The sequence below is a fragment of the Deinococcus aestuarii genome (genome assembly GCF_018863415.1).
GTDB classification, from domain to species: Bacteria; Deinococcota; Deinococci; order Deinococcales; family Deinococcaceae; genus Deinococcus; species Deinococcus aestuarii.
This window is the reverse complement of the sequence record NZ_JAHKSN010000008.1, coordinates 65,817-91,123: the sequence shown is the minus strand read 5'-3', so window position 1 is coordinate 91,123 and position 25,307 is coordinate 65,817. Positions and strand designations below refer to the sequence as shown.

General features: G+C 70.4%; 25 protein-coding genes. 9 read left to right on the top strand and 16 right to left on the bottom strand.

All coding sequences use genetic code 11. The features are described 5' to 3' along the window. The first annotated feature begins 17 nt into the window (after positions 1–17). The 5 genes from IC605_RS11800 (at position 18) to IC605_RS11780 (ending at position 5,556) form a co-directional block, all read left to right on the top strand. Positions 18–1,208: an acetate kinase gene (locus IC605_RS11800; protein ID WP_216323836.1), complete on the top strand. Its 1,191-nt coding sequence runs from the start codon at positions 18–20 to the stop codon at positions 1,206–1,208. Then, the gene (pta, locus tag IC605_RS11795) at positions 1,205–3,316 is read left to right on the top strand and encodes a phosphate acetyltransferase (RefSeq protein ID WP_216323833.1); all 2,112 of its coding nucleotides are present in this window, start codon (positions 1,205–1,207) and stop codon (positions 3,314–3,316) included. The genes IC605_RS11800 and pta overlap by 4 nt, the downstream gene beginning before the upstream one ends. A 411-nt stretch (positions 3,317–3,727) precedes the next feature. Further along, positions 3,728–4,189 (top strand): hypothetical protein, encoded by a 462-nt coding sequence (locus tag IC605_RS11790; protein WP_216323830.1) that lies wholly within the window; start codon positions 3,728–3,730, stop codon positions 4,187–4,189. Positions 4,190–4,273: 84 nt separating this feature from the next. After that, positions 4,274–4,999, top strand: a complete 726-nt coding sequence (gene gmk, locus IC605_RS11785) for a guanylate kinase (RefSeq protein WP_246580732.1) — start codon at positions 4,274–4,276, stop codon at positions 4,997–4,999. 14 nt (positions 5,000–5,013) lie between these two features. Continuing rightward, complete coding sequence (locus IC605_RS11780) at positions 5,014–5,556, top strand: macro domain-containing protein (RefSeq protein WP_216323824.1); 543 nt, start codon at positions 5,014–5,016, stop codon at positions 5,554–5,556. A gap of 113 nt (positions 5,557–5,669) precedes the next feature. On the opposite strand, the gene IC605_RS11775 is transcribed toward IC605_RS11780, so the two are convergent. Genes IC605_RS11775 through IC605_RS11765 form a run of 3 tightly spaced genes read right to left on the bottom strand, consistent with a single transcriptional unit; the run spans position 5,670 to position 7,466 of the window. After that, complete coding sequence (locus IC605_RS11775) at positions 5,670–6,347, bottom strand: tRNA (adenine(22)-N(1))-methyltransferase TrmK (RefSeq protein ID WP_216323821.1); 678 nt, start codon at positions 6,345–6,347, stop codon at positions 5,670–5,672. Next, a complete protein-coding gene (locus IC605_RS11770; protein ID WP_216323818.1) occupies positions 6,328–6,888 on the bottom strand; it encodes a YqhA family protein in 561 nt (186 codons plus the stop codon). Before IC605_RS11770 ends, IC605_RS11775 begins: the two co-directional genes overlap by 20 nt. A 17-nt stretch (positions 6,889–6,905) precedes the next feature. Further along, positions 6,906–7,466 carry an MOSC domain-containing protein gene (locus IC605_RS11765; RefSeq protein ID WP_216323814.1) on the bottom strand — a complete coding sequence of 187 codons (561 nt, stop codon included), beginning with the start codon at positions 7,464–7,466 and terminating at the stop codon, positions 6,906–6,908. Between the two features lie 193 nt (positions 7,467–7,659). On the opposite strand from IC605_RS11765, the gene tyrS reads away from it, so the two are divergent. Then, a complete protein-coding gene (gene tyrS / locus IC605_RS11760) occupies positions 7,660–8,895 on the top strand; it encodes a tyrosine--tRNA ligase (RefSeq protein WP_216323811.1) in 1,236 nt (411 codons plus the stop codon). 285 nt (positions 8,896–9,180) lie between these two features. Here the strand turns inward: tyrS and pyk are convergent, their stop codons facing one another. The 8 genes from pyk to IC605_RS11720 form a co-directional block, all read right to left on the bottom strand. Next, entirely contained in the window at positions 9,181–10,629 is a 1,449-nt protein-coding gene (gene pyk, locus IC605_RS11755) for a pyruvate kinase (protein ID WP_216323808.1), read from the bottom strand. Between the two features lie 109 nt (positions 10,630–10,738). Continuing rightward, positions 10,739–12,007, bottom strand: a complete 1,269-nt coding sequence (eno, locus tag IC605_RS11750) for a phosphopyruvate hydratase (RefSeq protein WP_216323805.1) — start codon at positions 12,005–12,007, stop codon at positions 10,739–10,741. Positions 12,008–12,208: 201 nt separating this feature from the next. Then, the gene (gene dnaN, locus IC605_RS11745; protein WP_216323802.1) at positions 12,209–13,291 is read right to left on the bottom strand and encodes a DNA polymerase III subunit beta; all 1,083 of its coding nucleotides are present in this window, start codon (positions 13,289–13,291) and stop codon (positions 12,209–12,211) included. Between the two features lie 380 nt (positions 13,292–13,671). After that, positions 13,672–15,099, bottom strand: coding sequence for a chromosomal replication initiator protein DnaA (dnaA, locus tag IC605_RS11740; RefSeq protein WP_216323799.1), 1,428 nt, complete (start codon positions 15,097–15,099; stop codon positions 13,672–13,674). Positions 15,100–15,192: 93 nt separating this feature from the next. Continuing rightward, entirely contained in the window at positions 15,193–15,657 is a 465-nt protein-coding gene (locus tag IC605_RS11735) for a hypothetical protein (protein ID WP_216323796.1), read from the bottom strand. Positions 15,658–15,812: 155 nt separating this feature from the next. Then, positions 15,813–17,168, bottom strand: coding sequence for a DUF2254 domain-containing protein (locus tag IC605_RS11730; protein WP_216323793.1), 1,356 nt, complete (start codon positions 17,166–17,168; stop codon positions 15,813–15,815). After that, positions 17,165–18,106, bottom strand: coding sequence for a mechanosensitive ion channel family protein (locus IC605_RS11725; protein ID WP_216323790.1), 942 nt, complete (start codon positions 18,104–18,106; stop codon positions 17,165–17,167). Before IC605_RS11725 ends, IC605_RS11730 begins: the two co-directional genes overlap by 4 nt. 4 nt (positions 18,107–18,110) lie before the next feature. Further along, positions 18,111–19,103: an SDR family oxidoreductase gene (locus IC605_RS11720; RefSeq protein ID WP_246580731.1), complete on the bottom strand. Its 993-nt coding sequence runs from the start codon at positions 19,101–19,103 to the stop codon at positions 18,111–18,113. Positions 19,104–19,164: 61 nt separating this feature from the next. Between IC605_RS11720 and IC605_RS11715 the strand changes: the two genes are divergently transcribed. From IC605_RS11715 to IC605_RS11705, 3 genes are all read left to right on the top strand, one after another. Beyond that, complete coding sequence (locus IC605_RS11715) at positions 19,165–19,452, top strand: hypothetical protein (protein WP_216323787.1); 288 nt, start codon at positions 19,165–19,167, stop codon at positions 19,450–19,452. A gap of 50 nt (positions 19,453–19,502) precedes the next feature. Beyond that, positions 19,503–19,997 (top strand): peroxiredoxin, encoded by a 495-nt coding sequence (locus tag IC605_RS11710; RefSeq protein WP_216323785.1) that lies wholly within the window; start codon positions 19,503–19,505, stop codon positions 19,995–19,997. A gap of 97 nt (positions 19,998–20,094) precedes the next feature. After that, a complete protein-coding gene (locus IC605_RS11705) occupies positions 20,095–20,382 on the top strand; it encodes a hypothetical protein (protein WP_216323783.1) in 288 nt (95 codons plus the stop codon). Between the two features lie 773 nt (positions 20,383–21,155). Here IC605_RS11705 and dprA read toward each other — a convergent pair. From dprA to IC605_RS11680, 5 genes are all read right to left on the bottom strand, one after another. Further along, positions 21,156–22,241 (bottom strand): DNA-processing protein DprA, encoded by a 1,086-nt coding sequence (dprA, locus tag IC605_RS11700; RefSeq protein ID WP_216323780.1) that lies wholly within the window; start codon positions 22,239–22,241, stop codon positions 21,156–21,158. Continuing rightward, a complete protein-coding gene (locus IC605_RS11695) occupies positions 22,238–22,666 on the bottom strand; it encodes a hypothetical protein (RefSeq protein WP_216323777.1) in 429 nt (142 codons plus the stop codon). Before IC605_RS11695 ends, dprA begins: the two co-directional genes overlap by 4 nt. Before the next feature lie 11 nt (positions 22,667–22,677). After that, a complete protein-coding gene (locus IC605_RS11690; protein ID WP_216323774.1) occupies positions 22,678–24,072 on the bottom strand; it encodes a sensor histidine kinase in 1,395 nt (464 codons plus the stop codon). A 90-nt stretch (positions 24,073–24,162) separates the two neighbouring features. Then, entirely contained in the window at positions 24,163–24,822 is a 660-nt protein-coding gene (locus IC605_RS11685; RefSeq protein WP_216323771.1) for a response regulator transcription factor, read from the bottom strand. Next, positions 24,823–25,290 carry a hypothetical protein gene (locus tag IC605_RS11680; protein ID WP_216323767.1) on the bottom strand — a complete coding sequence of 156 codons (468 nt, stop codon included), beginning with the start codon at positions 25,288–25,290 and terminating at the stop codon, positions 24,823–24,825. Positions 25,291–25,307 lie beyond the last annotated feature (17 nt).

Sequence of the window (25,307 nt, the reverse complement as noted above, 5' to 3'; positions counted from 1 at the left end):
TGGGTGAGAATGCCCCCATGTGGACCTTGGTACTCAACTGTGGGTCGAGCAGCGTCAAGTTCGCCCTCCTCGACCCCGCCCCCGGCGAGGTGCGGCTCTCCGGCCTCGCCGAGCGGCTGGGCTCGGGCTCGGCGTCGGTGCGGGTGGACCGGGGCGGCGAGCGGGTGACCCACCCCCTGCCCGGCGGCTCCTACCCGGAGGCGTTCGGCGTGCTGCTGGGTGAACTGGACGCACTCGGGATGCGCGGCGACGTGGGTGCGGTCGGGCACCGGGTCGTCCACGGCGGCGAGCGCTTCAGCGCCCCGGCCCTCATCACGCCCGAGGTCATCGAGGCGATCCGGGCCTGCGTGCCCCTCGCGCCGCTGCACAACCCGGCGAACCTGGCGGGCATCGAGGCGGCGCGGGCGGCCTTCCCGGACCTGCCCCACGTCGCGGTATTCGACACGGCCTTCCACCAGACCATGCCCGAGGTCGCCTACCGCTACGCCGTGCCGGAGGTCTGGTACACCCAGCACGGCGTCCGCCGTTACGGCTTCCACGGCACGAGCCACGCCTACGTCGCGGGCGAGGCGGCGCGGATGCTGGGCCGCGACCTCGCGGACGTGAACCTCGTCACCGCCCACCTCGGGAACGGGTGCAGCGTGGCCGCCGTGCGGGGCGGGCGCAGCGTGGACACCAGCATGGGCCTCACCCCGCTGGAGGGCGTCATCATGGGCACCCGCAGCGGCGACGTGGACCCCGGCCTCCACGACTTCCTCGCCCGGCAGGCGGGCCTGAGCCTGGGCGAGATCACCTCGGCGCTGAACAAGGAGAGCGGGCTGCTGGGCCTCTCCACCCTCACGAACGACATGCGCGAGCTGGAGGAGGCCGCCTCGCGCGGGCACGCGGGCGCGAGGCTCGCCGTGGACGTGTTCGTCTACCGGCTGGCGAAGACGGTCGCGGGGATGGCGGTGGCGCTGGGGCGGCTGGACGGCCTGGTGTTCACGGGCGGGATCGGCGAGAACAGCGCGACCGTGCGGGCGGCGACCCTCGCCCAGCTGGGTCTGCTCGGCTTCGAGGTGGACGGGGCGGCGAATGCCGGGGCGGTGCGCGGACAGTCGGGCCCCATTACCACGCCGGAAAGCGTGCCCGCCCTCGTCGTGAACACGAACGAGGAACTCATGATCGCCCGCGAGACGGCCCGGATTCTGCAAGGAGCCACCCTATGAAAACCCTCTTCGTCGCCCCCACCCGCAACGGCGTCGGCCTGACGAGCACCGCGCTCGGCCTCGTCCGCGCCCTGGAACGGCAAGGCCTCAAGGTCGCCTTCCTCAAGCCCATCGCGCAGACGCACGAGACCACGACGGACGACTCGGTTCATTTCGCCCGCACCCTCGCCCACGCGGCGGCCCCCGACCCCATCCCCCTCGGGGACGCGGAGGAGCAGCTCAGCCAGGGCGGCGAGGAGGACCTGATGGAGAGCGTGATCGCCCTCTCCCGGCAGGCGGCGGCGGGGGTGACGGGCGGGGCGGACGTGCTCGTGGCCGAGGGGCTGGCGCTGAACGAGCGCAACGTGTACGCGGGGGCGCTGAACGCCAGCCTCGCGCGCAACCTGGAGGCCGACGTGGTGCTCGTCTCCAGCCTCGCCGGGGTGGAGCCCGCCGCGCTCGCCGACGAGCTGGAGATCTCCGCCCAGGCCTACCGCCGCTCGGACGGCTCGGGCCTCGCCGGGTACGTGCTGAACTTCGCGCCGAGAGAGCTCGACTTCGGCGGCCTGCTCGCGGAGCTGCGGACGAGGAGCCGGGTCCTGGCCGGGGGCGAGCTGCCCCTCCTCGGCGTGGTGGCCCAGTCGCCGTCCCTCAGTGCCCCGCGCACCCTCGACGTGGCCCGGCACCTGGGGGCCGAGGTCGTCAACGAGGGTGAGGCCACCCTGCGCCGCGTCACGAGCACCGTCGTCACCGCGCGCACGGTGCCGCGCATGGCGCACCTGTTCGGGCCCGGCGCCCTCGTCGTCACGCCCGGCGACCGTGAGGACGTGGTGATGGCGGCGGCGCTCGCCCACCTCAGCGGGGTCCCGCTGGCCGGGCTGCTCTTCACGTCGGGCAGCAGCCCCGAGGAGTCCATCGAGCGGCTCTCCCGCGCCGCCCTGACGAGCACCCTGCCCGTGCTGCGGACCGCGACGAACTCCTACGAGACGGCCTCGCGCCTCTCGCGGATGGACCCGCGCGTCCCGCACGACGACCTGGAGCGCATGGAGCGCATCCTCGACTTCATCGCCGACCGCCTCGACACCGTGCCGCTGGGCACCCGCCTGCGCGCGCCCGACGCGCAGGGCGAGCGCCGATTGCCCCCCAGCGCCTTCCGCTACGAGCTGATCCAGAAGGCCCGCGCGGCGAACAAACGCATCGTCCTCCCCGAAGGCGACGAGCCGCGCACCGTCCGCGCCGCCGTCCGCTGCGTGGAGAAGGGCATCGCGCGCCCGGTTCTGCTCGCCAAGCCCGACCGGGTGCGGCAGGTCGCGGAGGGCCAGGGCCTCACCCTGCCCGACGGCCTGGAACTCCTCGACCCCGACGCCATCCGCTCGCGCTACGTCGAGCCGATGGTCGAACTCCGGAGGAGCAAGGGCCTGACCGCCCCCCAGGCGGAGGCGCAACTGGAGGACACGGTGGTCCTGGGCACGATGATGCTCGCGCTCGGCGAGGTGGACGGGCTGGTGTCGGGGGCGGTCCACACGACCGCGAACACGGTGCGGCCCGCCCTCCAGCTCATCAAGACGGCACCGGGCGCGGCGCTCGTCTCCTCGATCTTTTTCATGCTGATGCCCGAGCAGGTCCTCGTGTACGGCGACGCGGCGATCAACCCCAACCCGAACGCGGAGGAACTCGCCGACATCGCCATCCAGTCGGCAGACAGTGCAAAGGCCTTCGGGATCACGCCGCGGATCGCCATGCTGAGCTACTCGACGGGCGAGAGCGGCGCGGGCGAGGACGTGGAGAAGGTTAAGACCGCGACCGGGCTCGTGCGCGAACGGCGCCCCGACCTTCCGGTAGACGGTCCCCTCCAGTACGACGCCGCCTCGGTCCTCAGCGTGGGCCGCCAGAAGGCCCCGAACAGCCCCGTCGCGGGCCGGGCGACCGTGTTCATCTTCCCCGACCTCAACACCGGCAACACCACGTACAAGGCCGTGCAGCGCTCGGCGGGCGTCGTCGCCGTCGGGCCGATGCTTCAGGGCCTGCGCAAGCCCGTCAACGACCTCTCGCGCGGGGCGCTGGTGGACGACATCGTGTACACGATTGCCCTCACGGCGATACAGGCGACCCAGCAGAACACGGCCTGAATTCGGGCCTATGACCGAGCAGGCGATCTGCCAACGCCCCCACGGAAAATGCCCTCTGCGTCTTCGCAAAGGGTCTTTCCTCTTGCGGGTCGAAGCAAAAGCCGACGGCCCGACCTGGGCCTGGAGGAGGCCGTCTAGGGGGAGAGGGCCGCACAAAACCTCCGCTCCTGCCTGGCGTGCGAGGAGAGATTTCTCTTGACCGGCCGCAAGCCACAGAAACAAGGGAGCGTCTGGAACGTTCCCTTTCCTTACGGGCCGGACAGCGACTTTCTGACCGTCTCGCTGTGAACCGCCCCTCGCCCGGCATCCTTTGGTGTTTGGTCGAACTTGAGGTTGTCTTTAAGAGAGTCGGCGCTCTTTGCCTTTACAACCCGGCCTCTTCCCCTCATAATCCGACAAGGGGGTAAGAACGTGGCCTACAAGAAACTCAGCGAGCAGATGCACGAACTCGACAATGTTCAACGCAGCGACGCCTTTCTCAAGCTGTTCCGGGAGGCGGTGCGCGAGGGACAATTCGAGGCGACCTATCTGCCCGAGCGCTTCACGCTCCCCAAGCAGTTCAGCCGCCGGGGCGGCGAGGGCACCTACCAGCGCGAGACCAAGGAGATGCTGTTCGAGGTCACGCCCGACTTCGAGAAGTGGTTCGAGCAGACGAACAAAGACCTCGGTGCCACCCGCCGCGCGGGCACCGTGAAGCCCAGCCTGGAGGCCATCGAGTCGGGTCAGCTCGACTTCAAGGAGCTTGCCGCCGACACCCGCAAGCGGATGCAGGCCAGCTTCGAAAAGGGGCAGACCCTGGGCAAGAGCCGCGCGAAAGCCGTGGCGGGCACGCGCCCCAGCGGAAGCACCAGCAGACGCAAGAAGTCGGCCTAGGGCCAGCACGGGTGGGCCGGGAGCCGCGTTCACCCCGGCCCCCTTTTGCCGCCTCGCCGCCGCCCCGTATGCTGGGGGGCGATGATGTCCGCTCCGCAAGGGACCGCCCCCCAACCCGACGCCCCCTCCCCCGCGCTCCGGCGCGGGCTGCTCCTCGTGATCACGGGCGCTTCGGGGGTGGGCAAGGGCACCCTCAGAGAGCGCTGGCTCGCCGGGCAGGACGTGTTCTACTCGACCTCCTGGACCACCCGCGAGGCCCGGCCCGGCGAGCGCGACGGGGTGGACTACGTGTTCGTGACCCCCGAGGTCTTTCTCGACAAGGTGCGTCACGGCGGCTTTCTGGAGCACGCGCAGTTCGTCGGCAACCACTACGGCACCCCCATAGAGCCCATCGAGGCGGCGCTCTCACGCGGTCAGGACGTGGTGCTGGAGATCGAGGTCGAGGGCGCGATGCAGGTCAGGGAGCGCATGGGTGACGGGGCAATCCTCGTCTTCATCATGCCGCCCAGCCTCACCGAGCTGCGCCGCCGTCTGGTGGGCCGCGCGACCGAAACGCCCGAGCGAATCGAGAAACGCCTTGCCCGTGCCCGTGACGAGATCACCCACGCCCACGCCTTTCGCTACGTCATCGTGAACGACGACCTGGGCCGCGCCGTCGCCGAACTCCACGCCGTCCAGCGGGCCGAGCGCGCCCGCCAGCTTCCCGAGGGGGAATGGACGCCGGAAGACCACGCCGCCGCGCGCCTCGCCGAGACGGTGCGCAGCACGGCCCTCACGGACGGGGACCTCAGCCGTGTGGTGAACACCTGACCTATCCTGCCCGTATGGGTCTGGAACTCGTGCAGGGGGATATCGGGCGGGAGCGGACGTGCGTGGTCGTGACCGCCGCCAACAAGGAACTCGCGGGCGGCGGGGGCGTGGACGGCGTGATCCACCGGGCCGCCGGGCCCGAACTGCTGCGGGCCATCCGGCGGATCGGGGGCACGCCCACAGGCACGGCGGTGATCACACCCGCCTTCGGTCTGGAGCGGCAGGGCGTGCGCTTCGTGATCCACGCGGTCGGCCCGATCTGGCGCGGCGGCGGACAGGGTGAGGCCGAGCTGCTGGCGGGCGCCTACCGCCAGAGCGTGCGCCTGGCGGTGGAGCAGGGCTGCACGTCGGTCGCCTTCCCCGCCATCAGCACGGGCGTCTACGGCTACCCCCTGGAGGAGGCCGCGCGGGTGACCCTGCGCACCCTGCGCGACGAACTCGCCCGCCACCCCGAGCTGACCGCGCGCCTCGTCCTGCACGGGGAGGGCACTCTCAACGTGTTTCGCCGGGCGCTGGCGGGGCTGGAGGAAGGCACCGGGGAGCATCGGGAACGCTGAGGGCGCAACTGCCGGGAGGGGTGGGGGGATGGCCGCCACACCCGGCGCATAGAGTTGACACGCCGTGCATACGACGCTATCTTCTTTCCATCACCGCCCGAGAGGCGGCTTTTTTATTGCCCCTCCAGCACGGCCAGGGCTGCACGGGCTTCCTCCAGCTCGACCTGGGCCGTGCGGCCCGGTGCGGCGAGGGGTGTCAACCGGGCCACGTCGGCGCGCACCAGACGCAGGAGCACCTCCGGCCTCTCGTGCAGGAGGTGGGGGCCGTAACGGAGGGCGGCTGGCTCTGGCAGGCCCGCATAGGCCGGGTCGGGGCCGTCCCGGCGTTCCAGCCGCAGCACCGGGTAGGGCCAGTAGCCGGGAATCAGGCGCTCGGCGGCGAGGTGGTAGCCCTGCTCCCGCGCCCACACGCGCAGGGGGCGGGCGGAGTCGTTCGGTTGCAGCACGAGCGTGGGCGGTACGTGCTTCCCCGCCCGGCGCAGGATGCCGAGGGCCGTGCCCGCACCCATCCCGCTCACGCTGGCGCTGACGACCTCGCCGGGGAGGAGGGGGGCAAAACCGTCGCCGTGCCGGACCTCAATCCGGTCTTCCAGCCGGGCGCGGGCCACGTTGCGCCGCGCGAGGGCGAGGGGGCCGGGGTTGAGTTCGACGACCACGCAGCGCCGGGCCCGTCCCTCCCGGATCAGGCGGATGGGGAGGTGGGCGTGATCCGAGCCGATGTCCGCGTGCGTCTGTGCCCCGATGAGCGCGAGCACCGCCTCCAGCCGGGGGTCAAGGGTGGGGGCCGGCATCCGCCTCCCCGTGCGCGGGCAGGCTGTCTTGCCCCGCGCCCTGGCGCGCGAGCACGAGGCTGTACGTCCCCACCGCGAGGATGACGGCGGCGATGGCGGCCCCGTAGCTCAGGATGTCCGGGCCGCTGTGCCACTCCAGCGCCACCGAGAAGAAGTTGACTCCCAGCGCCGTGATCACGATGCCGATGAGCTTCTGCTTCAGGTCGTCGAAGGTCTGGACGTGCAGCCACGCGGGCACGTTGCGCACCTCTCCGATGAAGAGGGCCTGGAGGCCCAGGCTGATGATCAGGAGGGCCATCCCCACCAGCAGCGTGTCGGTCTGCTCGACGGCGGCGATCAGGAGATGCTTGGTCGTCCCCTCCTCCCCCAGGTGCCGGAAGGCGTCCCCGATGGTGTGGTAGGCCTGCACGATGGCCGCGACGAAGAGAGCCAGGCTGAAGGCGAAGGAGCTGAACACCCCCAGCTCCACGATCAACCGCGTGAACCCGAAGGCGCGGGCGAGCGTCCGCGAACGGGGCGGGCGGGAGGAGGGCGAGGTCACCCGCCCAGGATAGGGGCTCACGGGAGGGGCCGCACCCCGTCGCCCACCCGGATCACGCCGCCCCGCAGCACCCGCGCCGTCAGGCCCCCGTGCCCGCGCACCGCGTTGTACCCGCCCGGTCCCAGCGTCTCCTCCATCCGCGAGCAGGGGTGGCACTCCCCCGTCGTCTCCAGCACGACCTCCCCGATCTGGAGGCGAGCCTCCTTGAGCGCGAGGAGGGGAATGCCCGAGACGAGCAGGTTCCGGCGCAACATCTCGGGGGTGGCTTCCTCCAGCCCCGCGAGCGCCGCGATCACGGGCAGGTGCTCGGCCTGGAGGAGGGTGACCTGCCGCCGTCCGGGGCCGCCGGGGATGGGCTGGGCGGGCGTCGCGGCCCGCGTGACCTCCCCCGGTTCTCCGACGAGCGCCGGGACGCGGGCGGGCAGCGTCTTCCCGTGGTCGCCAAGGAGGCCGACGAGGGGGTGCGCCTCGGCCTCCGGCACACTTCGCACGGGAGCCCGCCGCGCCTCGCGCAGTCCGACCCACTCCACCCGGCCCGGGCGGGGGAAGGTGGCGCGCAGCTCGTGGATCGTCTTCACACGGGCAGGGTAGAGGACCCGGCCCCCGGGAATGGGAATTCGTTGCTAGACTGCCGGGCATGAGGCGCCTGACCCGACGTTCCTATCCGCCCCGCCGCACGGTGGGGTGAGGGTCAGGCACAGCCCGAAATCCGAGCCAGAGGCGGCGCACGGCAAAGAGTCCGGTGCGCCGCCTCCCTGTTGTGGAGTGACCATGAGTGAAATTCGCCGAACCCTCCCCGTAGACGAGCAACTTCAGATTCTCAGGCGCGGCGCCCATGACCTCGTGACGGAGGACGACCTGCGCCGCAAGCTGGAGCGCAGCCTGGAGACGGGCGAGCCGCTGCGCGTCAAGCTCGGCGCCGACCCCACGCGGCCCGACCTGCACCTCGGGCACGCGGTCATCCTGCGCAAGATGCGGCAGTTTCAGGACCTCGGGCACCGGGTGATCATGCTGATCGGCGACTTCACCGCGATGATTGGCGACCCCAGCGGCAAGTCCAAGACGCGCCCGCCGCTGACGCTGGAGGAGACCCGCGCCAACGCCCAGAGTTACCTCGACCAGTGCAGGCTGGTCTTGCGGGGTGACCCCGAGGTGCTGGAGATTCGCTACAACGGCGAGTGGCTGGAGCCGATGGGCTACGCCGACGTGATCCGCCTCGCCAGCCGCTACACCGTCGCCCGCATTCTGGAGCGCGACGACTTCTCACGGCGCCTGAACGCGGGCACGCCCATCTCCATGCACGAACTCCTCTACCCGCTCACCCAGGGCTATGACTCGGTGGCGCTGCACGCGGACGTGGAACTCGGCGGCACCGACCAGCTCTTCAACAACCTCGTGGGCCGCGCCCTGCAACGCGACTATGGTCAGGAGCCGCAGGTCGTGATGACGCTGCCCCTCCTCGTGGGCCTCGACGGCGTGGAGAAGATGTCCAAGAGCCTGGGCAACTACATCGGCCTGACGGACGAACCCCACGCGATGTTCGCCGGGCTGATGAAGGTGCCCGACGCCCTGCTGGAGAACTACCTCACGCTGCTGACCGACCTGCCGCAGGAGCGCGTCGCCGAACTCCTCGCCGGACACCCGGTCGCCGCCCACCGCGAACTCGCCCGCGAGGTCGTGGCCTGGCTGCACCCGGGCTCAGACCTCGACGCCGCCGAGGCCCGCTTCCGGGCGGTGGCGAAGGGCGGCATCCCCGAGAACATCCCCACCGTGACCGTCCCCGCCTCCGAGCTCAACCCCGAGGGCAAGGTCAGCATGGCGCGGCTCGCGGTCCTCGCGGGCTTCGAGCCCAGCCTGGGGGCGGCCCGCAAGCTCATCCAGAACCGGGGGCTGAGGCTCAACGGCGAGACGTACCTCGAACCGCAGGGGACCCTGACCCTGGAAGGGGGCGGCGCGGTCATCCAGAAGGGCAAGGACCGCTTCGCGCGGGTCGTCCCGGGTTCCTGAGCCTTCCCCGCGTTCGAAGGCCCTTCACGGCCCTCCTGTGCGGTCGCCGGAGGGGTCACGAACTCCCGAAACCCGGAAAGTTATGCACAGGACGCTGTGGATAACCCCCGGCCTTGTGGAGAACGTCTGGGACGGCGTGCAGCCCGGCCCGGCCCGAAAGTTATCCACAGCCCGAGTGTGGAAAAGCCCGCGCCCTGTGGATAAAAACCTGACCGGCCCATCACACGGGGGGGGTGGGCCGGGGGTGGGTCAGCTCCTCGTCAGGGGGTCGCCGCGAGGCCGGGGTCAAACCCGGTCGCTGAGGTCTTCCTCGCGCAGCCGCTCGACGCGCAGCATGTTGGTCGTGCCGCGCACGCCGAAGGGCACGCCCGCCGTGATCACGTAGCGGTCGCCGACATCGGCGAGGCCACTCTTTTTCAGCTCGTCGTTGGCGATGCGCACCATGTCGTCGGTGTCGTGGGGGTCCTCGCTGAGCATGGGCACCACGCCCCACGAGAGGGCGAGCTGGTTGCGGGTCTGCTCGTTGGGGGTCAGGGCCAGGATGGCGAGGTGCGGGCGGTTCTTGGCGATGCGGGTCGCGGCGCCGCCCGTGCTGGTAAAGGTCACGATGACGGGCGAGTCGAGCTTCTCGCCGATGGAACACGCCGCGAAGGCGATGGAGTCCTGCGCGAGTTCGGTGTCGACGACCACCTGCCGCTGAAGCATGGCGTAGTGCTCGCTTCCTTCGGCCTCGCGGGCGATCCGGTCCATCATGGCGACCGCCTCGACCGGGTACTGCCCCGCCGCCGACTCCGCCGAGAGCATCACCGCGTCGGTGCCGTCGTAGATCGCGTTCGCCACGTCCGACGCCTCGGCGCGGGTGGGACGCGGGAGCTGGATCATGCTCTCCAGCATCTGGGTCGCGGTGATCACGGGCTTCCCGGCCTCGCGGCACAGGCGAATCAGGCGCTTCTGGATCGTCGGCACCTGCTCGGGGCGCATCTCCACGCCGAGGTCGCCGCGCGCCACCATGATCCCGTCCACCTCGCGCAGGATGTCCTCGAAGCGGTCCACCGCCTGCGGCTTCTCGATCTTCGCCATCAGCTTGGCCCGCGAGCCGAAGCGGGCAAGGTAATGCCGGGCCAGCAGCAGGTCGTCGCGCGAGCGCACGAAGCTCAGCGCCACCCAGTCCACCCCCAGCCCCGCCCCGAACTCCATGTCCTGCACGTCCTTGTCGGAAAGCGCGGGCACGGCGAGCTCGGCCTGCGGCACGTTGATGCCCTTGTTGTTTTTCAGGACGCCCCCGACCACGACGCTCGTCTGGATGTCGTTGCCCCGCACCTGGGTCACCCGCAGCGCGAGGTTTCCGTCGTCGAGCAGCAGGGCCATGCCGGGGTGAACGTCGAGCGCCAGCCCCTTGTAGGTTGAACCTACCCGCTGCGCGTCGCCCTCCACCTCATCCATCGTGATCGTGAAGGTCTGCCCGGGCTCCAGGGTCACGGCCCCCTCCCGGAAGCGGCCCACCCGGATCTTCGGGCCCTGAAGGTCTTGCAGGATGCCGATGCTCAGGCCCTTTTGCGCCGCGAGTTCGCGCACCATCGCGTACGTCTGGCGGTGGTCCTCCGGGTCGCCGTGGCTGAAGTTCATCCGCACCACGTTCAGCCCCGCGTCCATCATCCGCCCCAGCGTCTCGGGATTGCGGCTCGCCGGGCCGATGGTGGCGACGATCTTGGTTGCCCTGTCGAAGTGTTTCATGCTCAGAAGTCCTGTCTTTCTGTATTGGGAACGGTTCCAAAGGGGGGTCAGCAATCAGCGATCAGCCGTCAGCCGTTCCTGAGCGCTGATCGCTGACGGCTGACGGCTTCTACCTCAGCGCCCGGCGCCCCAGATACACCGCCGAGCTGCCGAGCTGGTCCTCGATACGCAGCAGTTGGTTGTACTTGGCGATGCGGTCGGACCGAGAGGCCGAACCCGTCTTGATCTGCCCGGCGTTCGTGGCGACGGCGAGGTCGGCGATAAAGGCGTCCTCCGACTCGCCCGAGCGGTGGCTGATGATCGTGCCGTAGCGGCTCCGCTTGGCGAGTTCGATGGCGTCCATCGACTCGGTGAGGCTGCCGATCTGGTTGACCTTCACCAAGATGGCGTTGCCCACCCCCGTCTCGATGCCGCGCCCCAGCCGCTCGGGATTCGTCACGAAGAGGTCGTCGCCGACGAGCTGCACCCGGTCGCCGATGCGCTGGGTCAGCAGCCGCCAGCCGTCCCAGTCGTCCTCCGCCAGGCCGTCCTCGATGCTGACGATGGGGTAGCGCCCGGCCCAGTCGGCCCAGAAGTCCACCATCTCCTCGGTCGAGAGGGTGCGCCCCTCGCTCTCCAGGTGGTACTGGCCGTCCTTGTAGAGTTCCGTGACGGCGGGATCGAGCGCGATGCAGATGTCCTTGCCGGGCTCGTACCCGGCTTTCTGGATCGCTTCGAGCAGGACTTCGAGGGCCTCCTCGTTGCTCTTGAGGTCGGGCGCGAAGCCGCCCTCGTCGCCCACGTTGGTGTTGTAGCCGCGCCCGCTGAGAACTTTCTTCAGCGCGTGGAAGGTCTCCGCCCCGTAGCGCAACCCCTCGCGGAAGGAGGTCGCGCCGACGGGCATCACCATGAACTCCTGAAAATCCACCGAGTTGTCCGCGTGGGCGCCGCCGTTGATGACGTTCATCATCGGGACGGGGAGCGTCTTGGCGTTGCTGCCGCCCAGGTAGCGGTAGAGGGGGATGTCCAGCTCGTTCGCGGCGGCTCGGGCGGTGGCGAGGCTGACGGCGAGGATCGCGTTGCCGCCGAGGCGGCCCTTGTTCGGGCTGCCGTCCAGCTCCAGCATCGCGGCGTCCACCGCGCCCTGGTCGGAGGCGTCGAGGCCGACCACGGCGGGCCCCAGGACCTCGTTCACGTTCTGGACGGCCTTCTGGACGCCCTTGCCGCCGTAGCGCGGGCCGCCGTCACGCAGTTCGAGCGCCTCGTGCGACCCCGTGCTCGCCCCCGAGGGCACGATGGCGCGGCCCGAAAAACCGCTGTCGAGGTGGACCTCCGCCTCGACGGTCGGGTTCCCGCGCGAGTCGAGCACTTCACGGGCGATGACTTTCTCGATGTTCATGGCTTTCCCTCCCCAGAGTCGGACCTGCGCCTTAGCCCCGGGCCCCCGACCGGATCGGGGACGCTAGGTGTACCCGGCACACTATAAGCGGGCTCACGATGGACGTGTCTTCATCCGTCTAAGGCGCGTCCGCCGCCCGGCGGCCCAGGCGGGAGGGGAACCCCTGGCGAAATAGGCCTCTCCTTGCCCCTGGCTGGCCCCTCAGACGCGCAGCGTGACGATGACCGCCATGTACCCGCCCCCCCCGCTCGCGCGGAAGATGGCGGGGCTCGTGGAGCCCGAGAAGAGAAGTTCGGCCTCCCCCTCGATGGGCCCCAGCGCGTCGAGGACGTGCCGGGCGTTGAAGGCGAGGCTCATGGCGGGCTCGGGGCCCCCCTGCACCACGTCCACGGTGTCCTGCGCGCGGCCGTAGTCACCCTCGGCGGCCAGCCGCAGCTTGCCCTCGGTGACGAGGAACTCGACCCGGTTGTTCGCGTTCTTGTCGGCCAGCACCGCCACGCGGCCCACGGCCTCCTTCAGGGCGGTGGCGGGCAGGGTGACCTGGAGCTTGATGTCCTTGGGGATCACCCGCTCGTAGTCGGGGAAGTCGCCGTCGAGGAGCTTGAGGTTCATCCGCACGCGGTCGGTGGTGACGCTGAGCATCCCCTCGCCGTACGTGAAACGGGCCTCGCCGTCCTTGAGCACGCGGATCAGCTCGTCGGCGCTGCGGGCGGGCACGATCAGGCTCTTCCCGTCGCCGCTCGCCGGAAAGTCACGGATGGCGACCCGGTAGCCGTCGGAAGCGACGACGCGGGCGCCCGAGGCGCGGTGCTCCAGCTTGATGCCCCGGAAGACCGCCTGAAACGCCTCGTTGCTCGCCGCGTAGCGCACGCTGCCGAGCGACCGGGCGAGTTCGGCGGCGTCGAGGCTCACGTCCGCGTGGGCGGGGAAGCTCAGCGGCGGGTAGGCGCCCAGGTCCCCGGTCTGAAGCTTGAAATCCGACCCGCCCGCCCGCACGGCGAGTTCGGCGCCGCTCAGTTCGAGTTCGACGAGTTCGCCCCCCAGATTGCGGACGATCTGCGCGAACAGGTGCGCGGGGACCACGAAGCTCTGCGGGTCTTGCACTTCCGCAGGCACGAAGCACGAGAGGTCGATTTCGAGGTTGGTGCCGCTCAGGGTCAGCCCCGCCTCGGAGGCCTCCACCTTCAGGGCGGTCAGGAGAGGATTGCTGCTGCGGCTGGGAACGACCCGTTCCAGCAGGCCGAGTCCCTCGCTCAGGGTCTTCTTGGTGACGTGCGCTCTCATCTTTCTGGTCTCTGCCCCTTCCCGGTCCTGGGTCGGTCTTCTTTTTCTTTTACCTGTTCTGTAAAAGAGAAAAAGATAGTAGTAGTAGTAATAGGGCCTGTGGAAACTGTGGAAAACCCTATTCGGGCCGCGCTGGGCGCGCGAAAGTTATCCACAGGCCGCCTGTGGAAACCTGTGGATAAGCTGTGGATAACTCCCGACTTATCCACAGGGGCGGGAGCCTGTGGATAACTGGCCGACTTTTCCACAGGGTTATCCACAGGAAAATGGCACTTATCCACAGGTTATCCACAACCTTATCCACAGGTCGTGAAACTTGGCACAGGTGTTTGGAACGGATTTTGGAACTTTTTCTGTCTGTGGAAGAAGGTGAGGTGAGATTACGCATCTTTATCCTCATCTTCCACACCTTTGATCTGGCGCCGGAGAGTGTCGAGGGCGGCAGTCAATTCCTCGTCCCGGCCGACCTGTTCGGTCACCTTGGAGACGGCGTGCATGACCGTGGAATGGTCGCGCCCGAAGAACTGACCGATCTCGGGGAGGGAGTGGCTGGTCAGCTCGCGGGTGAGGTACATGGCGACCTGGCGCGGGACGACGACCTCGCGGACGCGGCCCGAGCCCCGGATGACCTCGGGGGGCAGGTTGAAGTGGACAGCGACCTGCCGGAGCACGTCCGTCATCTCGATCTTGACCTCGTGCGGCGTGAAGACGTTGCTCAGCGCCCGGGCGGCCACCGGGCGGGAGAAGGGGACGTTGTTGAGGCTGGCGAAGGCCACCACCCGCATCAGCGCCCCCTCCAGCTCGCGGATGTTGCTCGTCACCTGCCGCGCGATGAGTTCGAGCACCTCCTGCGGGATGTCGATGCGGTTGTGCTCGGCGTTCATCTTCAAGATCGCCACGCGCGTCTCGAACTCGGGGGTCTGGATGTCGGTGATCAGGCCCCACTCGAAGCGGCTGCGCAGTCTCCCGGCGAGCGTCTCGATGTCCTTGGGCGGTCGGTCCGAACTCAGGATGATCTGCTTGTGGCTCTCGTACAGCGCGTTGAAGGTGTGGAAGAATTCCTCCTGGGTGCGCTCCTTGCCCCCCAGGAACTGGATGTCGTCCACGAGCAGCAGGTCCACCGAGCGGTAGCGGTTGCGGAACTGGGTCATCCGGTCGTCGCGGATCGCGTTGATCAGGTCGTTGGTAAAGGACTCGGTGGAGACGTATTCGATGCGTTTTTCGGGAAAACGCTCGGCCATGTAGTGCCCCACCGCGTGCATCAGGTGCGTCTTGCCGAGGCCCACGTCCCCGTAGATGAACAGGGGGTTGTACGCCTTGCCGGGCGACTCCGCGACCGCGAGCGCCGCCGCGTGCGCGAGGTTGTTGTTCGGGCCCACCACGAAATTCTCGAAGGTGTACTTCGGGTTGAGCGTCTTGCGGTTCTCGCCCGGGGGCGGCGCGGGTGGGGCGCCCGGCGGGGGCTTGCGCGGCCCGGACGGCGGGGGAGGCGGCGGATCCTGCGGGAGGATCATCGCCTCCTGCACGGCGGGGAGCACCTGGAAACTCACCTGCGGGTGCTCGGCGCCGAGCGATCTGAGGGCGTCTTCGAGCAGGCCCTGGTACTGCCTTCGCACGAAGTCCTGGGCGAAGGAGTTGCGCACGCCCAGCACCAGCGACCCCTCCTGCACGCCCAGATTCTTCATGGGCGCGAACCAGGTGTGGTACTCGACTTCCGTGATGTTTTTGCGGACGTACCCGAGCACGTCGGCCCAGATTTCCTGCGAGATAAGCCGCACCTCCCCCTCGAAACGAGCGGGAGCCAGCATACCACCCGGCCTTTTTGACCCTCTCCCGCCCGGCCTACCTTCCGGCCCCTACGGCAAAGGAGCCCCGCTCCGGCAGCAGGAACCGCGTCCCGCTCAGCCGGGGCCGATCAGGTTGGAGATAGCGCTGCTGCCCTGACCGGAGAGCAGGATGTACTCGCGGGTCACCGGGTCCACGTCGAGGACCAGCGCGTAGGACCCCCCTGCCCGGAGGTCGAGCGTCTGGGCCTCCAGCGGCGTGCCGCTCAGCGAGTTCTGCACGCTGAGGGTGCGGAGTCCGGGCGGCAGGACGAAGACCCGGTACGAGTCGGTCGAGCGGAGCCGGCGCAGAACCGGCGTGCCGTCCAGCAACAGGTCTACCGCGCCCGCCCGGGCCGTCCGCGACTGGAACACCACGACGGCGGCGTCCGCCCGGGTGGCGTAGGGGGAGATCGGCTGCGCGGAGACCGCCGGGGCAGGCTGGGCTGACTGGGCGGGCGCGCACCCGCTCAGGGCGCCCGCGGCCAGGACGCCGAGGGCCAGCAGGGCGAGGGCGGGGCGAAGGGCACGGGAATCGGGCATGGGTGAAATCCTCCGGGGAGACGGGTGAGTTGCCTCTGCCCCCAGGGTAGAGCCGTTCGGTTTTCCTTTCGCACGGGTCCGCTAAAGGTCCGGCAGGCTCCGTCCCTGACCAGGGCGCTCGCCCGCGTGACGGCGGGCACCCTCCTGCGGGCTGCTCAACCTTGCGCGGGTCGCAGCTCCCCGCCCTCCCCCCTTCCCTCCTCCCGCTCGGGAGAGAGACGGGAGGGGGAGGCGTAACCGCTCAGCACCTCCCCGAACTTCCGGAAGCGGCGCTCCAGGTCGGCACGGTCGGCGGGATTCCCGGTGACGGGCAGCGCGTCGGCCAGCGTGAGGTCGGCCTGCCGCCTCAGCGCGGCGCGTTCGGCCTCTCCCGTGAGGCAGGTCGCGGCGGCGGTCAGCACCTCCAGCAGGCGGATCATGACGGCGGGGTTGGCCTTGCCGTACTGCCGGACCATCCGGAACATCGCGTCGGTCAGGCCCGCGAAATCGGTGACCGGGTGAACCAGGCGCGGCCGTCCCCCCCGCCCATACACCCCGGTGGGCCACGTCCGGCCCCGCAGGCGGCACAGCGCGTCCCCGAAGCGGTCCAGCACGTCCACCGCCGTGTAGGGATCGTTCACGCCGGAACTGAGGGCGCGGGCCGCCACCTCCGCCATCTGGCGCAGCGTGTGTTCCGCGTCCTGGTCGGCGAGGCGTTGGTTTCCCAGGCTGAGGGCGTCCAGCACGCCTTCCGGCAGCCTCGGCACGCCCAGCGCGACGACGGTCTCCGGAAAGACGTAGTCGCCGGGGCGCACCAGCAGGCGCACGGCCACGTCCTCCCGTTCGGCGCGGTCCAGCAGCCGCCCGGTGTCCACCAGTTGCAGGTACCCGCCCTCCGGGGCGCGCAACGTCTCTGCGCCCTCCCAGAAGCGCTCGGGCGGCGCAACCGGGCCGTCCGGCGGCTCGCCTCCCTCACGGGTGGCCTGCTTCAGGGTCTTGTTCAGGTCGTCGCGCAGCAGGTTCAGGACGTGGGTCATGTTGATGCTGGCGGTCACGTGAAAGATGAAGTACACCAGCACCGCGATACATCCCAGCGCCAGCACGACGGCCAGCGTGACGTTGTAGTGCGGGACGAAGGGCACCTCCTCGCCGCCCTGCACCACCCGCAGGCTGTACACGCAAAAGGCGAAGGTGGCGATGAAGGTGCCCAGCGTGACCTGGTTGCCGCGGTCGCGGGTGAAGTTGTCCAGCAGCCGCGGCCCCATGCTGCCCGCCGCGAAGGAGAGCGCCGCGATGGTGATGGAAAAGACCGTCCCGGCGACCGCGACGCTGCTGCTCGCCACCGCCGACAACATGCTGCGCGCCCCCGCTTCCCCGCCGCCGTAGATGAAGGCGAGACTTTGCGGCACCCCGTGACGTTCCTCCAGCGTGATGCCGCCCTCGGCCAGCAGCAGGGCGGCGGCCACCATCAGGGCGGGGAGGAACCAGAAGCGCCGGGTGACCTCGCGCAGGTGCAGCCAGGTGCGGTTCATCGGGGGGGCGGCCCGTCTGGCCGGGTGGCGAGGGGCCGGAGGGCGCCCTCTGCCCCCTCGTCTGCCGCCCCCGCCAGTTGCACGCGCAGGGGCCGGAGCTGCACCGGGTCGAGGGCCACCCCCTGCGGGGTGCTGAGCTTCACGCCCCCCTCCCTCAGCCGGGCCTCGACGGTGCTCAGCACCTCGTCGGTGGTGACGGTCACGTCCCGGCGCAGGGGCGGCCTCACCCAGTAGCGCAGGCTGACCGTCAGGCCGCCGGAGTTCAGGTCCGTCAGGACCACGCTGGGGGGCGGGTCCTCGGCCAGGTCCGCCACCCCACGCGCGGCCTCGACCATCAAGTTCCGGGCCTTCTCCAGGTCCGTCCCGTAGGGCAGCGTCAGGGGCAGGCTCACCTGCCGCCTCTCGAAGGCGGTGTTCACGGTCACGCGGCCCGTGTAGAGGTCGCTGTTGGGAATCACCACCTTGCGGTTGTCGTAGGTGCGGACGACGGTGGCGCGCACCTGGATATCCTCCACCGTGCCCTCGGTCGTGCCGCTGATGATCTGGTCCCCGATGCGAAACGGCCGCGTGATCAGGATCAAAAGGCCCGCCAGCAGGTTCTGGAAGATGTCCTTGAAGGCGAATCCGATGGCGACGCTGCTGAAGCCCAGCGTGCCGAACAAGGTGGCGGCGTTGAGGGTCGGGAAGATGACCGTGAGGGCCACCAGCACGCCCACCGTCAGCACGACGACCCTCAGCACCTGCCCCAGCGCCTGCCCCACCGCGAGCGGCTGCCCGGCCCGCCGCAACACCCGTTCCAGGAGCTTCACCAGCACCCGCGACAGCAGCCAGAACAGCCCGAAGACCACCAGCGCCAGCAGCACGTTCGGCAGCGCCGCGACGAGGGTCCGCGCGATGCCCACCGTGCGGTCCCACACCAGGGTCAGGCTCGTGTTCACGGCGTCACCGCCCCCTCCCCACCGCCCGCAGCACCTCCGCCTCGCGCTCCGGGGTCAGGAAGGCTTTTTGCGCTGTGCCCGCGCTCCAGGCCCGGGTGTCCCGCGCCGTCGTGAGGGGACCTTCGAGGGTCAGTCCCGCCGCCCGCGCCCGCTCGTTCGAAACGTCCATGACCCCGCCCTGCTCGCCCTGCGCCGGGACGTAGACGGGCAACTCGTTCCAGCCGAGGCCGTGTGCCTCCAGCGTGGCCGCGTCCACCCAGACGGGCGTGGCGTCCGAACCCGTCGCCTCCCGCACCGTGTCCAGAAACTCCCGCCAGCCGAGGCGCGGTCCCGCGAGGTTGAAGACACCCGGCACGCCCTCCTCCAGCACGGTCACCGCGAAACGGGCGAGGTCGCGGGCGTCGATCACCTGCACGAAGTCCGAGCCGTCCCCCGGCGCGAGGAAGTCGCCCCCGGCGGCCACCCGGTCGATCCAGGAGGTGTAGCGCCCGGTGGGGTCGTGGGGTCCGGCCACGATCTGCGGGCGCAGGATGGTCGCGCGCTCCCCGAGCACCTCGGCCACGAGGCGCTCGCAGGTCACCTTGAGGGGGCCGTACGTCTCGCCCGTCACCTGCGTCACGTCCTCCCCGGCTTCCGGCAGCAGGGGGTCGTCCTCGCGGATGGGGTGGCGGTCCTGCTCGGCGTACACGCTGACGGTGCTCACGAAGACGTACCGGCCCACCCGGTCTTGCAGTGTCTGGGCGCTCGCGCGCACCTGCCGGGGCGTGTAGCCGCTCACGTCCACGCAGGCGTCCCACGCCCGGCCCGCCAGGGCGCCGAGGCCCGCCTCCCCCTCGTTGCGGTCGCCGCGCAGGCGCTCGACCTCGCCCGGCAGCTCGTCGGGGGTGCGCCCGCGCGTCAGGACGCTCACCCGGTGCCCGCCCGCGAGCAGGGCCTCCACGATGTGCCGTCCCACGAATTGTGTGCCGCCCAGGACCAGAACGCTCATCTTCGCCATGCCCCAGCATCCCACGCCGCTAGCATGGGCCCATGAGCCCGCTGTGCCAGCAGGTGGTCCCGTGAAGGTGCGTTTCGTCGCGGGCCGGATCCGTGTTCGCCTCGACGACCTGGAGGTCGCGGCCCTGGCCCTGGGCGACACCGTGACGGTGAGGGTCGAGTGGCCGGGCGGCGGCTGGACGGTCGTCCTCGACCCGGCGATGACGGGCGTGTCCGGCGAGAGCGGTACGCTGACGGTGGGCCTGCACGGCCGTCTCCCCGACCTCGTGGACGGCGGCGAGCAGGGCGTCGAGCTGCCCGGCCCGCCGCGCGTGAGCGTGGAAAAGGACTACGGGCCGCAGCACACGTGAATTTTTCCGGCTCACCGGGGGCGGTGGGAGCCGCACAATAGACCCCTGCTATGACGATTCCAGGTGTGAGACCGCTTCAAACCGGCGACCTTGCCCCCGACTTCACGGCCACGGACGAGGGCGGGCGTCCCGTGGGCCTCTCGCCGTGGCGGGGACGGTGGGTGATCCTCTTTTTCTTTCCGCGCGCGGCGGCCACCCACTGCCAGATGCAGGCGCGGCGCTTCCAGGCCCTCTTTCCCGAGTTCCGGGCGGCGGGCGCCCAGATCGTGGGGGTCAGCAGCGACACCCGGCAACGCCAGACCGAATTCCGGGGCCTGTGCGACCTGAGTTTTCCGCTGATCTCCGACCGCAACGGGCAGATCAGCCGCCTGTACGGGGTGCTGGACGACCCCGAGCCCGGCGAGGAGGTGCCTCTTGCCCGCCGCGAGACGTTCCTGATCTCCCCGGAGGGCCGGGTCGCGCACCGCTGGCGGGAGGTCGTGCCCAACGTCCACGCCGCCGAGGTCTTCCAGAGACTGCGGTCCCTCCAGGCCCCCCCGGCCTGAGGGCGCCCCCGTCCCCCTCTCTGTGGAGCGCCACAACGGCCCCTCACCTCGCCTCCCCCCCTGCCAGCTAAGCTGGGAGCGCGGAAAGGAGCGGCACATGACGGATGACGGAGGGGCGGCCACGGGCGGGATGCGGGGCATCACGGACGACACGCCGGAACACGCGGGGGCTCCGGGGGAGGCGGGCAGCGTGGACGGCGTCTCCGCCTTCGGGGGCGAGCCGGAGACCGGGGAGAGCGGGGCGGCCCGGGCTCACGCGGGCGACCCCCCCCAAAACCCGGAGGCGGTCACGGCCGACCTGGACGCCTGGACGGCGAGCACCGAGCGTGCGAAGGGCCTCGTGACCGGCCCGGACGGCGGAGTGACGGGTCCCGACGACCTCTGACTCACCGTCCTCGGGGAGTCGTCGGCCTGATCGGGAGGCCCAGGACTGGGACGCCTCCCACTCCGCCAGCGCGGCTTCCCCGGCTGGTGCAAGGGTAGAGCTGGCCCGCGTCGGCCCGCGCTCACCCCCGGGCGACGGGCCTGTGACCCTCAAGGAACTGGAGGGTCCGGGACCCAGGCGCCTGCTCGCGGGTGTGAAGGACGGGGCGCGCCCCGTCTGCCGGGTGTGCCTGAAGAGGTCGGCGCCGTTGGGCAGGGCTCAGAATCCCGGCTGAACCTCAGTCAACGTCATGCGCCCTTCCCTCGCACGCCGCCCCGTTCTCTTGCCTTCGCGCGACAGAAAGCTTAGTCTCGGTCATGTTGACGGCCGTTCTCGGCGCCGCGCTCGCTCTCACCCAGAGCGCCCCTTCCCACGCTCAAGATGGTGTGCAGCCCATCCGATGTATGCCCATCGCTTCACCCCGGCAAGTGCTGTACTGCATCTCAGACAGAGGCCCGATGGGGGATTCCCAAGCGTCTGAAGTGGAATTCGGGGTGAGATGGGCGTCGCTACGGGGCCAGCAGGTGAATGCTTCTTCCTTCCCACAATCTCTTGAAACCTGCTCGGGAAAACAGATTCCCTTGGGTGGAACGCGGAAGACTACAGACGATTACAAGTCTTTCAATCAGATGTTCAATCAACGGGCGCCGTTCTATACCCTCATGCTGGACAGAGATCGAAGGGCACAACTCTGCGGACGTTGAGTCCGGATTCGAACCGGCCTCTCCCCTCCCCTACCGCCGCGCCCAGCGCCCGCCGACCTCTTCGGCGAGCCCCATGAGTTGCAGCATGACGAGGGCGGTCTGCAACTCGGGCAGGGGCAGGCCGGTCGAGGCGTGCAGGTCGTCGAGGGTGGCGGGGGTCACGAGGGCGGCGTGGGCGCGGGCCTGCTCGGGGGGCAGGTCGGGGGTGGGGGCGGCGGGGGCCGCGTCCCAGCCGAGTTCGGAAAGGATGTCATTCGCCGTCTCGGTGAGGACAGCCCCCTCGCGCAGCAGGCGGTGGGGCCCGGCGGCGCGGGGGTCTCCGGCGCGGCCCGGCACAGCGAAGACGGTGCGCCCGCATTCGAGAGCGTGGGTGGCGGTGATCAGGCTCCCGCTCTTGAGTTCTCCCTCCACAACGACAGTGCCCGACGACAGCGCGGCGATCAGCCGATTCCGGGTGGGAAAGTGGTGCTGCGCCGGGCCGGTGCCGAGCGGGTACTCGCTGATCAGGGTCAGCCGCTCCGCGAGCCGCGTGTTCTCGGCGGGGTAGACGCGGTCGACCGCGCTCCCGAGGACCCCCACGCTCACGCCCCCGGCCTCCACGCTCGCCGTGTGGGCGGCGGTGTCCACCCCCCGGGCGAGCCCGCTCACGACCGTCACGTCCGCCCGCGCGAGGTCGGCGGCGAGGGCCCGCGTGAGCCCCAGCGCGTGCGGGCTCGCCCCCCGCGTGCCCACGATCCCCACCGCCCGCGGCACGACCGGGAGGTCCGGCAACTCGCCCCTCACCCACAGCACCGGGGGCGGGTCGCCGAGGGCGTCGAGGGCGGGCGGATAACCCTCCAGCCCGCGCCCGAGCAGGGTGACGCCCCCCGCCCGGGCCCGGTCCAGTTCGGCCTCCGCCTGCTCGGCCGCCCTGGGGGTCCCGAGTGCCGCGAGCGACTTCGCGTCGAGGCCCGGCACCCCGCGCAGGGCCGTCAGGGGCGCTCCCAGGACGGCCCGCGCGCTCCCGAGGTGCCGCCGCAGGTTCTCGATGCGGCGCGGCCCGAGGTGGGGCGTGAAGCGCAGGGTGAGCAGGGCGCGCAGCTCGGCGAGCGCGGGAGGAGAGACGGCGGGGGTCACCCGGGCAGGATAGGGGGCGCGTCCGCACAAAATTCCTTCTCCGCCAGCGGCATCGTCCGTCCCGAGGAGGACTGGAAGAGGGCCACCACCCGGCGCCCCTCCCTCTCCCCCGCCCTCAGCGCCTCCCGCCGGACCTCCTCCTCGTCGAACCGTCCCGTCACGATATCCAGGTACAGGTCACCTCCCGGATGAATCCACGCCCCGAAGGCCAGCCACTCCGGGGGCTCCTGCTCCAGAAGCGGTCGATGTGCCTCCATGAAGCTCCTCAAATGTGCGGCCCAGTCGGCGGAAGCGGCGAGAATCACGGTCTGGCCGGGGTGCCGGGGATAGAGCCACCGCGCTCCCGGGTCGACGGGCCGCCCGCCGTGGTCGAATGTGGCCCCGCCCGCCGCACGGACGGTCTGGAGGAGCGCATGGACATCCATCCCCAATCTCCTCACGGGAGCGGCAGGGCTTCTTTCTCCTCCGCCTCGTCCCCGAACTCCTCTTCCTCGTCGTCGCCGAGGGCCGCGCCGGGCAGGGTCAGGGTGAACAGGGCGCCGCCCACCGCCTCGCCGGGCCGGGCGTCCCCGGGCCGCGCGCTCCCCGCCGTCAGGGTGCCGCCGTGCAGCACGGCGATCTGGCGGGCCACGCTCAGGCCCAGGCCGCTGGAGCCGCTGCCGCTCACGAAGGGGTCGAAAATGCGCTCGCCGAGGTCGGCGGGCAGGCCGGGGCCGGAGTCGCGCACCGTGAAGGTGACGTGCTCGGGAGTTTCGCGCAGGGTCACCGACACCTGCCCGTCCGGCCCGGCGGCGCGGCGCGCATTGGCGAGGAGGTTGCGCAGCGCCTGGGTCAGGCGGTCGGGGTCGCACAGGATCATGCCGTCCCAATCGCCCGTGAAGGTGAGCCCCGGAACCAGCCGGTCGAGCCGCCCACGCAGGGTGCTCGCCGGGATGAAGTGCCACACCAGCCGCATCTCCAGTTGCCCGCGCGCGAGCTGCATCAGGTCCTGGGTGGTGAAGGTCAGCTCGTCGGCGACGAGGGCGGCGCGCATCACCTCCGGGTCTCCCCCGCGCTCGGCGGCCCGCGCCAGGCTCGCCTTGAGCACCGTCAGCGGCGCCCCGAGTTCGTGGACGATCTGCCCGAGAAGCTGCTTTTCGCGCGCCTGCCCCGCCTCGATCCGCACGAGCAGGCGGTTGAGCGCCGCGAGGAGCCGGTGAACCTCGTCCTCGCGCGCCGGGAGGGGCAGGGTGGCGAGGCTGCGGGTGGGGTCGATGCGGTCGGCGAGGTCGGCGGCCTCCCCCAGCCCGGCGAGCGCCCGGCGCCCGACCAGCCAGCCCACCACGAACATCAAGAGGGGCGTGACGAGCAGCGCGAGAAGCAGCGCGTTCACGGCGATCCGCCGCGCGTCGATCAGGGCGTCTTCCGGCAGCGCCACCCAGAGGGTCCCGAAGTCGCCCAGGCGGCGGGTCGTCGTCCGGGCGGGGAGGTCCGCGATCTGCACGGTGCCCAGGCCCCCGAAGGGGAAAGGGGTCCCCTCGTACTGGCGCAAGGCGGGCGTGGCGGCGAGAACCCGCCCGTCCTCGTCCACGATCATGGTGTAGACGCCCGTGCCCCCCGGCGACTTGCCGAGGCTCTGCCCCCGGCCCAGGAACGCCTCGGCCAGGCTGTCGGCCCGCTCGTTGAGCCGCGTCTGGAACTGCGCGTCCATCTGCCGCAGCAGCAGGGTCATCACGCCCAGCCCGATCAGGCCGATCAGCGCGAACGCCACGAGCGTGTACACGAGCGCCAGCCGAAAGCGCAGGCTGTGGCGCCACGCCACCCGGGCCGTCCGCAGGGGCGCGCGGGTCACGTGCCCTCCCCCGAGACAGACCCGCCCCGGCGGCCAGGCGCGGGGCGGATCGGGGTGGGGGTCATGGCGAAGAGTCTAGAGGGATTGCCCTCAGGCTTGCAGGACATAGCCGACGTTGCGGATCGTGCGAATCCGCAGGTCGGAAGCCGCCTGCTCCAGCTTCTTGCGAAGCTGCGAGATGCGGACCTCCACGGAGTTGCTGTTGGGCGTCTCCCAGCCGTAGAGGTGCGACTCGATGTCGGCGCGCGAGAACACCCGCTCGGGCGTGCGCATCATCAGCTCCAGGATGCGGGCCTCGTGCTCGGTGAGGTTCACGTTCTTGTCGTTGACGGTGAGCAGCAGGCTGCTCGTCGAGAGGCTGGTGTTGCCGAGGTTCACGCCCGTCCCGGCGGCGGTGCGCCTGAGCAGGGCCGTGATCCGCGCGTCGAGTTCGGGCATGGCGAAGGGCTTGGTGAGGTAGTCGTCCGCCCCCGCGTTCAGCCCCGCCACCCGCTCCTGCACCCCGCTTCTGGCCGAGAGCACCAGCACGGGCGTGCTCGAATACTGCCGCAGCGCCTGCACGAGGTCGAGACCGTCGCCGTCGGGGAGGTTCAGATCGAGCAAGATGAGCTGGGCGGAGTGGGTCCCGAGCCACGCCTGGGCGTCCTTGAGGGTGGAGGCGTGGTGGACGAGGTAGTCGGCCGAGAGGTATTCCTTGAGGAGCGGCCCGAGATGCGGGTCGTCCTCCACCACGAGAATCTGGGCGAGCATTCAGCGGTCTCCTTGGGGGGCCGGGAGGGTCGGGTCGGGGGCCGTCTTGGGCTTGTCTGGGAGGAGCCTGCTCTTGTCCGCCGCGGTGCGCAGGCCCGGCAGGAGCAGCGTCTGGCCGGTCGGCTGGGGCAGCAGGTTGAGTTTCAGGCCCTCCAGAAATCGCCGGAGGGTCAGGGGCCCGCCCGGCGTCTCCAGGGTAAGCTGACCGGCTTTCAGAACGCCGTCGTAGCGGCTTTGCACATTCGGGTAGAGCCCGGCGGCCTTTTCGTCGTCCTCACGGGAGAACAGGGCCACCACCGGGCCAGAGTAGTCCTTGACGAGCTGCACGGTCATGCCGCCCTTCCCGTTCGTCTCGCCGTACCCCAGCTTGGTCTGGAGTTCGCGGTCCCAGATGATGAGCTTGAGCGCCTGCGCCGGAGAGGCGAGGGCCATCAGGGTCAGGAGCGCGAGGGTACGGGTCAGGGTCATCGGGTTCACTGTATCCA